Here is a 5,559-nt window from a genome sequence, read left to right on the forward strand (position 1 = left end):
CGTCACCGCGCCCGCCGCGCGCCGTGCCGCGCCGACTGCGGCGCCCCGCTTCGAGGCTCCGGCCGCCCGTGTCGCGACGCCGGCCCCGACCGCCTCGTCCTCCACCACGACGCTGAATACGGCGCCCACGACTCCGGCTTCCGCGCCGACGGTCACGCCCGCCCCCGCGCCGGCCCAGCCCCCGGCGCCGGTGATCGTGATCCAGCCGCTCGGCTGATCACCGGGGACGACATCGAAGGCCCCGGCGGAGCAGTCCGCCGGGGCCTTCTGCATTCAGGGGGCGGCGCTTGCCGCCGTCGTCGGCGAGACCCGCCAGATGACATTGCCGACGTCGTCGGCGACCAGCAGGGCGCCCAGACGGTCGAATTGCACGCCGACGGGCCGGCCCATGGCCTGGTCCTCCTCGTTGATGAAGCCGCTCAGCACGTCCTGCGGCGGTCCGGCCGGCGTCCCGTTCGCGAACGGGACGAAGATCACGCGATAGCCGTTGCGCGGCGTGCGGTTCCACGATCCGTGCTGGCCCACGAAGGCTCCGCCCCGATACCGCGCCGGGAACAGGGGTCCCTCGCCGAACGTCAGGCCCAGCGAGGCCGTGTGCGACCCCAGCGCGTAGTCGGGCTTCAGCGCGCGGGCGACCATGTCCGGATTGGCCGGCTCCACCCGCTTGTCCACGATCTGGCCGTAATAGCTCCACGGCCAGCCGTAGAAGGCGCCGGGCGTGACCGAGGTCATGTAGTCGGGCACCAGGTCGTTGCCGAGCTCGTCCCGCTCGTTGACCGACACCCAGAGCTTGCCGCTGTCCGGCTGCCACGCCAGTCCCACCGGATTGCGCAGGCCGGAGGCGTAGATGCGATGGGTCCCGGTCGAGGGATCGATCTCCCAGATCGCCGCCCGGCCCGCCTCCTCGTCCAGCCCGTTCTCTCCGATATTGGAGTTTGAGCCGACGCCGACATAAAGACGCGAGCCGTCCGCGCTGGCGACCAGGCTCTTGGTCCAGTGGTGATTTCGCTGCGCCGGCAGGTCGACGATCTTGCGGGCGGCGGCGGCGATCCGCGTCTGGCCGGCCTGATAGGGGAAGGCCACCACGGCGTCCGCATTGGCGACGTAGAGGGTGTCGCCGACCAGGGCCATGCCGAACGGCGAGGTCAGGTTTTCGAGGAAGGCGGTTTTCGTCTCGGCGATCCCGTCGCCGTCGGCGTCGCGCAGCAGGGTGATGCGGTTGGCGCTGGGGGCCCTGGCCCCGGCCTTCTTCATGACCAGGCCCTCGGCCCAGCCGCGCAGGCCGCCCTTCTTGTCGTCCGGCCTGGGTGGGGCGTTGGTCTCGGCGACGAGGATGTCGCCGTTGGGCAGGCGGTAGATCCAGCGCGGGTGATCCAGACCGCTGGCGAAGGCCTGAACGCGGAAGCCGGGCGCGGCGACGGGCATGCGCCCCGCGGGCCAGCCCACGGCCTCGGCGACATTCACGCGCGGGAACAGCGACCGCTGGGGCGCCGGAAGCACGGGATCAGGACCGAAGCCGGCGGCGGGATCCAGGGCCTCGGGCCCTCCGCATGCGGACAGAGTCAGGAGGGCGGCCGAAGCGGCCAGCAGGATCGGACGGGACATGGGCGGCTCCGAAGGTGTCAGAAGGCGGGGAATTCGAGACGGCTGACATCATAGCCCAACGCCCGGGCGCGCGAGACCAGCGCCTCGCGTTCGGCGGCGTCGGGGACCTCGCGGGTGTAGATCCACAATTTTTCGAAGGTCGGATCGGCCGAGATGAACCAGCTGTAGTCCTCGGCATGGTCCAGCACCCAGTAGTCCCAGGTGACCAGGCCGCCGAAATATCGGGCGCGCAATTTCGCGTTCACGCCGGGATCGAGAATTTCGCCGCGCGCGCCGACGGCCTTCTCGCGGCCTTGCGGGGTCCCGGCCTGACAGGTGTCGCGGATATCGACCCGTGTCGGATTGACCAGCACATAATTGGTCGCGCCCGCGACGCAGCCGTCGGTCAGCCGCATCGGCAGCCGCGCGATCTCAAGCCAGCGGCCGGAATAGAAGCGCTCCGGATCGACCGCCCGGGCAGGCTGGGGCGCGCGCACCTCGTCGGGCGAGGGGGCGGTGACGCAGGCGGAGACGCCGAGAGACAGGGCCAGGGCGATGACGGCGAGACGCATGGCGGGACAGGCTCCGGCAGGGAAGGAATGCCACAGATACGGCGCAGGTTCCGCAGGGGACGCGACGTCCCGGGGATTCAGCCGAGGGGATTGAGATCGCGGGGCGGCCGGATGCGACGGAATCGCGCCTCGATGAAGGAAAAGGCTCCGAAGGCGATGAAGCCGAGCGCGGTGACGGCCAGAATCCACGGACCGGCGGGCTGCCGTTCGACCGCCTCCAGCGCCGAGCCGAAGGTGGTCACGTCAGACGCCTCGGCGCGCAGTCCGGCCAGCGTCACCAGGATGGCCAGCGGCACATAGGCCAGGCCGCGCGCCAGGTAGCCGGCCCGCGCCAGCGGCGCGACCCGCCGGCACGTCCGCGGCGAACAGGCGAGGTATTCGGTGAAATCCTCGCGCCAGGCGCGGCTGATGTTGGCCACGCCGACCCCCAGTATGCACAGACCCGCTCCGGCCAGCAGCCAGTCGCCGAAGGGCAGGGACAGCACCGTCTCCGCCTGTTCCCGGCTCCTGGCGATATCGGCCGTGGCGGGATCGGAAGGCGTATCGATCAGCAGGGCGAAGGCGCTGAAGGCCAGAAAGCCGTATCCCATGGCGCTGAACCCCTGGCCCATCCGGGTCTGCAGACCGTGGCGGCTCGCGCCCTCATGGTCGGCGTCGAACACCGCCTGCAGCAGCCGCCATGTGACGAAGGCCGACAGCCCGAGGCCGACCAGCAACAACCACAGCCGTCCGGCCGGTTGCTGCGCCAGCCAGGCGATGGCGCCCTTGGTCCCGACCGCCTCGCCGATGAAGTCGCCCGCGGCCATCAAAGTCAGCAGGCCGACCGACAGATAGACGAAGCCGCGCGCGCCATACCCCATGCGCGCCGCCAGCTCGAGCAGGTCGTGCAAGGGCGGGACGCGACGCAGAAGGGGGGATTTCCGGCGCCCGAAATCGCCCGCGCGGGCCAGACGGGAGCGGAGGGAAGCGAGGGGGCTGGGCACGGCGACGGTAACTCGCGACGGAGAATATGGCTCCGCTGGCGTGCGCCGGCCTTGAGGTGCGACGGTCGGACGCATATCTGCGGACCGCCTCGGAGGGCCCGCATGCAACCCGTTATCTCGATCCAGGGTCTGACAAAGACCTACAAGTCCGGGCTGCAAGCCCTCAAACCCATCGATCTTGCGATCGCGAAGGGCGAAATCTTCGCCCTTCTGGGCCCGAACGGCGCCGGCAAGACCACCCTGATCTCGGTCGTCTGCGGCATCGTCACCCCGACCACCGGGACGGTCATCGCCGACGGCCACAATATCCAGTCCGATTATCGCGCCGCCCGCTCGAAGATCGGCCTCGTGCCGCAGGAGCTGACCACCGACGCCTTTGAGACAGTGCTGGCGACGGTGACCTTCAGCCGGGGTCTGTTCGGCAAGGCGCCGAACCCCGGCCATATCGAGAAGACGCTGCGCGAACTGTCCCTGTGGGAGAAGCGCAACGACAAGATCATGACCCTGTCCGGCGGCATGAAGCGCCGGGTCATGATCGCCAAGGCCCTGAGCCACGAGCCCGACATCCTGTTCCTCGACGAGCCGACGGCCGGCGTGGACGTCGAACTGCGCCGCGACATGTGGAACCTGGTGCGCGGCCTGCGCGACAAGGGCGTCACCATCATCCTGACCACCCACTACATTGAGGAGGCCGAGGAGATGGCCGACCGGGTGGGCGTGATCCTCAAGGGCGAGCTGATCCTGGTCGAACAGACGGCCACCCTGATGAAGAAGCTGGGCAAGAAGACCCTGACGCTGAACCTGCAGGAGCCGCTGGCCGCCGTGCCGCCGGAACTGGCCGAATGGTCGCCGACGCTGAATGACGACGGCTACGAGCTGGAATACGTCTTCGATTCCAATCTGGAGAAGACCGGCGTGCCGTCCCTGCTGCGCAAGCTGTCGGACCTGGGCATCGCCTTCAAGGATCTGAACACCAGCCAGAGCTCGCTGGAGGACATTTTCGTCAGCCTCGTCCACCGCGACAAGGTCGGCGATACGACGACGGGAGCGGCGGCATGAACAGCCTGACTTTCAACGGCTATGGCGTCTGGGCCATCTACAGGTTCGAGATGGCGCGCGCCCTGCGCACCGTCTGGCAATCGATCGTCACCCCGGTGATCACGACGGCGCTGTATTTCGTCGTCTTCGGCTCGGCCATCGGCAGCCGCATGACCGAGATCGACGGCGTGCCCTACGGCGCCTTCATCGTGCCCGGCCTGATCATGCTGAGCCTGTTCACCCAGTCGATCTTCAACGCCTCGTTCGGCATCTATTTCCCGAAATTCACCGGCACCATCTACGAGCTGCTGTCGGCGCCCGTGTCACCGCTCGAGATCGTTCTCGCCTATGTCGGCGCCGCGGCGACCAAGTCGGCGGTGCTGGGGCTGATCATCCTCGCCACGGCCGCCTTCTTCGTTCCGCTGCAGATCCTGCATCCGCTCGAGATGCTGGCCTTCCTGATCCTGATCTCGACCACCTTCAGCCTGTTCGGTTTCATCATCGGCATCTGGGCCAACGGGTTCGAGCAGCTGCAGATGATCCCCATGCTGGTGGTCACGCCCCTGACCTTCCTGGGCGGGTCCTTCTATTCGATCGACATGCTGCCGCCCGCCTGGCGGACGATCACCCTGTTCAATCCGGTGGTCTATCTGATCTCCGGCTTCCGCTGGACCTTCTACGGCTCGGGCGACGTCGGCATCGGCGTCAGTCTGGCGGCGACGCTGGGCTTCCTGTTCGTCTGCCTCGCCGTCGTCGGCTGGATGTTCAGGACCGGCTACCGACTCAAGAACTAGGCCCGTCCTCAAGAACCAGGCCCGTCACGAAACGGGCCAGATCGGCGGACACCCTGTCCATGCCTCGAAAACGGGGCCTCCGCGTTGATGAAGCGCGCCCGAAGGGGCGCGTGGGAGCCTGAATGTCCACCGAGTCCGACAAACCCCTGAATGGAACGCCCGAGCCGTTCCGCCGCCCGGTGGTCTGGGGCCGCCCGCCGGCGACCGTGTTCCGCGCCGGACCACTGCCCAGGGGCGACCGCCTGCCGCCCCTGCCCGAGCCGCCGCGCGCGTCGCAACCCGCGCCCCGGCCCGGGGCCCCGGACATCTTCAGCGGATCCATGATCCCGCGTGCGGCCCCTCGGCCGGCGCCGGAACCGGTCGCACCCATCGCCCGGGCTGAACCGGTCGCGATGGCGGTCGAGGCGCCCGTCAAGGCCTCGCCCGCGCCTGACCTCACGGTGAGGCCGCTGCCGGCCGCCGAGCCCGCCCCCGGGCCGCGTCCCGAACCTCGGATCGCCGCCCCGCCCGTGACGCCGCGCCCCGTCGCCGGGTCTGTCGCCGAGCCGGCGCCGGCGCCGGCGGGTTCGACCCTTCAGGCGGCCAGCG

General features: G+C 69.3%; 6 protein-coding genes and 1 pseudogene. 3 read left to right on the forward strand and 4 right to left on the reverse strand.

Annotated features, from left to right (window positions below; all coding sequences use genetic code 11):
* The 4 genes from WC555_RS14975 to WC555_RS14990 form a co-directional block, all read right to left on the reverse strand.
* A partial coding sequence (locus WC555_RS14975) for a hypothetical protein (protein ID WP_373254842.1) occupies positions 1 to 273 on the reverse strand: 273 nt, incomplete at its 3' end.
* Positions 274 to 1,605: a sorbosone dehydrogenase family protein gene (locus WC555_RS14980; RefSeq protein WP_373254844.1), complete on the reverse strand. Its 1,332-nt coding sequence runs from the start codon at positions 1,603 to 1,605 to the stop codon at positions 274 to 276.
* Positions 1,606 to 1,622: 17 nt separating this feature from the next.
* Complete coding sequence (locus tag WC555_RS14985) at positions 1,623 to 2,156, reverse strand: lipocalin family protein (protein WP_373254847.1); 534 nt, start codon at positions 2,154 to 2,156, stop codon at positions 1,623 to 1,625.
* A 77-nt stretch (positions 2,157 to 2,233) separates the two neighbouring features.
* Positions 2,234 to 3,046: a DUF1206 domain-containing protein gene (locus WC555_RS14990; RefSeq protein ID WP_373254849.1), complete on the reverse strand. Its 813-nt coding sequence runs from the start codon at positions 3,044 to 3,046 to the stop codon at positions 2,234 to 2,236.
* 195 nt (positions 3,047 to 3,241) lie between these two features.
* Between WC555_RS14990 and WC555_RS14995 the strand changes: the two genes are divergently transcribed.
* The 3 genes and pseudogenes from WC555_RS14995 to WC555_RS15005 all read left to right on the forward strand — a co-directional run.
* Entirely contained in the window at positions 3,242 to 4,198 is a 957-nt protein-coding gene (locus WC555_RS14995) for an ABC transporter ATP-binding protein (protein WP_373254851.1), read from the forward strand.
* Entirely contained in the window at positions 4,195 to 4,971 is a 777-nt protein-coding gene (locus tag WC555_RS15000) for an ABC transporter permease (protein WP_373254853.1), read from the forward strand. The genes WC555_RS14995 and WC555_RS15000 overlap by 4 nt, the downstream gene beginning before the upstream one ends.
* 122 nt (positions 4,972 to 5,093) lie before the next feature.
* Positions 5,094 to 5,559: pseudogene (locus WC555_RS15005) on the forward strand (hypothetical protein); the annotation flags it as partial.

The sequence above is a fragment of the Brevundimonas sp. genome (assembly GCF_041648615.1).
In the GTDB taxonomy this organism is placed as follows: domain Bacteria; phylum Pseudomonadota; class Alphaproteobacteria; order Caulobacterales; family Caulobacteraceae; genus Brevundimonas.

Bases quoted from the DNA above. Each gene is read 5' to 3' on its own strand.
- WC555_RS14980 (WP_373254844.1), bottom strand. From the start codon at position 1,605: ATGTCCCGTCCGATCCTGCTGGCCGCTTCGGCCGCCCTCCTGACTCTG.
- WC555_RS14985 (WP_373254847.1), bottom strand. From the start codon at position 2,156: ATGCGTCTCGCCGTCATCGCCCTGGCCCTGTCTCTCGGCGTCTCCGCC.
- WC555_RS14995 (WP_373254851.1), top strand. From the start codon at position 3,242: ATGCAACCCGTTATCTCGATCCAGGGTCTGACAAAGACCTACAAGTCC.
- WC555_RS15000 (WP_373254853.1), top strand. From the start codon at position 4,195: ATGAACAGCCTGACTTTCAACGGCTATGGCGTCTGGGCCATCTACAGG.